The organism is Streptomyces bohaiensis, from assembly GCF_012033785.1.
Classification (GTDB): Bacteria; Actinomycetota; Actinomycetes; order Streptomycetales; family Streptomycetaceae; genus Streptomyces; species Streptomyces bohaiensis.
In genome coordinates, this window is sequence record NZ_JAAVJC010000461.1 from 1 (window position 1) to 2,074 (window position 2,074).

The following is a 2,074-nucleotide window of genomic DNA, read 5'->3' on the forward strand; positions in this document are numbered from 1 at the left end:
GCGCCGCGCCGTCCGCGACGGTCGGCGCCGTGGTCGGGGTGCGGTGGGCCGCGGTGTTTGGCTGCCACCGCCGCCGGGCAGCGGCGGATCAGCCGCCCGGTCCCGGACCGGGCGGCGCGGCGCGTGAGCCGTACGATCCGCCCCGGGTCGGCGGGCGCCCGTACGACCCGCCCCGCCCGGACGGGGCACACCGAAGGGAGAGGCGCCGGTGAGCGCTGCACGACGCATGGTGGTGGTCGGCGGGGACGCCGCCGGGATGTCCGCGGCGGCCCAGGCCCGGCGACTGCTGTCCGCCGACGAGCTGGAGATCATCGCCTTCGAGCGCGGGGACCACACCTCCTACTCGGCCTGCGGCATCCCCTACTGGGTGGCCGGTGACGTCGAGGAGCGGGAGCAGCTCGTCGCGCGCTCCCCCGAGGAGCACCGCCGTCGCGGGGTCGATGTGCGCACCCGCACCGAGGTGATCGCCCTCGACCCCGACGACAACCGGGTGCGGACCCGCGACTCCTCGGGAGCTGAGGAGTGGCACGCCTACGACGACCTCGTCCTCGCCACCGGCGCGACCCCGCTGCGGCCGCCGATCCCCGGGATCGACGCCGAGGGCGTGCACGGCGTGCAGGACCTCACCGACGGCGAGGCGCTCCGCGACGCCATCGCCCGCCTCGCCCCGGACGCCGCCGGTGACGGCGACCCCGCCTCGTCACCACTCGCCGTCGTGGTCGGCGCCGGCTACATCGGCATCGAGATGGCCGAGGCGCTGGTGCGGCGCGGCTTCCGCGTCACCCTCGTCGACCGCGCCCCGGAGCCCATGACGACGCTCGACCCCGACATGGGCGCGCTGGTCCGCGAGGCCATGAACGGCATGGGCATCGAGACCGTCATGGGCCAGGCGGTCACCGAGATCGAGACCGGCGACGACGGCGCCGTGCGCGCGGTGCGCACCGCCACCGGCCGCCACCCCGCCGACCTGGTCGTCCTCGGCCTCGGCACCAGCCCGCGCACCGCGCTCGCCGAGGAGGCCGGTCTGCCGCTGGGCGCCTCCGGCGGGCTGCTCACCGACCGTGCCATGCAGGTCCGCGGCCACCGCCACATCTGGGCGGGCGGCGACTGCGTCGAGGTGGAGCACCGGCTCACCGGTATGACCCGGCACGTGCCGCTCGGCACCCACGCCAACAAGCACGGCCAGATCATCGGCTCCAACATCGCCGGGGACTACGCCACCTTCCCCGGGGTGGTCGGCACCGCCGTCAGCAAGGTCTGCGAGCTGGAGATCGCCCGGAGCGGGCTGCTGGAGGCCGAGGCCACCGAGGCGGGCCTGCAGTACGTGGCCGTGACCGTGGAGGCGACCAGCCGGGCCGGCTACTACCCCGGCGCGCAGCCGATGCACGTGAAGATGCTGGCCGAGCGGCGGACCGGCCGGCTCCTCGGCGCGCAGATCGTCGGCCGGGAGGTCGCCGCGAAGCGGGTCGACGTCGTCGCGGCGGCGCTCACCGCCGGCATGACCGTCACCGACGTCGTGATGCTCGACCTCGGGTACGCCCCGCCGTTCTCGCCCACCTACGACCCGGTGCAGGTGGCGGCGCGCAAGGCCGCCGCGGCGGTGCGGGCGGCGGGCTGACGCCGCCGGGAGGGCGCGGTGAGCGGGCCGTGCCCCCGCGCGCTTTCGCCACCTCGCGCCCCGCGCTGCCCGTCAGCGCGGGGCGCCCGCCGCCAGCCACGCGCCGAGATCGCCGGTCACCCGTTCCCCGGCCGCCGCCACGTCCGGTTCGACGGCCCCGAGCCCTAGCAGGTGGACCGAGGTGCGGTCGGGGCCGTGGCGGCGCATGAACAGCCCGGTGCCGCCGCTGTCGTCCCCCACCAGCACCCACTCCGGTGCCCAGCGGGCCACCTCGTAGGTCGCGTTGCGTTCGGGCAGCACGTCCGGGCCGTACGCCTGCACCCCGCACGGCAGTACCACCCCGGGGCCCTGCCGCCACAGCTCCGCGACGGCCGGGCACGTGCCGCTCGGCACCCACGCCAACAAGCACGGCCAGATCATCGGCTCCAACATCGCCGGGGACTACGCCACCTTCCC

2 protein-coding genes are annotated in these 2,074 nt (G+C 76.4%); one reads left to right on the forward strand and one right to left on the reverse strand.

Features of this window, described 5'->3' with window-relative positions:
* Nucleotides 1-226: 226 nt before the first annotated feature.
* A complete protein-coding gene (locus tag HCN52_RS23930) occupies nt 227-1,618 on the forward strand; it encodes an FAD-dependent oxidoreductase (RefSeq protein ID WP_209314937.1) in 1,392 nt (463 codons plus the stop codon).
* Between the two features lie 72 nt (nt 1,619-1,690).
* Here HCN52_RS23930 and HCN52_RS23935 read toward each other — a convergent pair whose 3' ends face one another.
* Entirely contained in the window at nt 1,691-1,918 is a 228-nt protein-coding gene (locus HCN52_RS23935; RefSeq protein WP_209314936.1) for a hypothetical protein, read from the reverse strand.
* Nucleotides 1,919-2,074 lie beyond the last annotated feature (156 nt).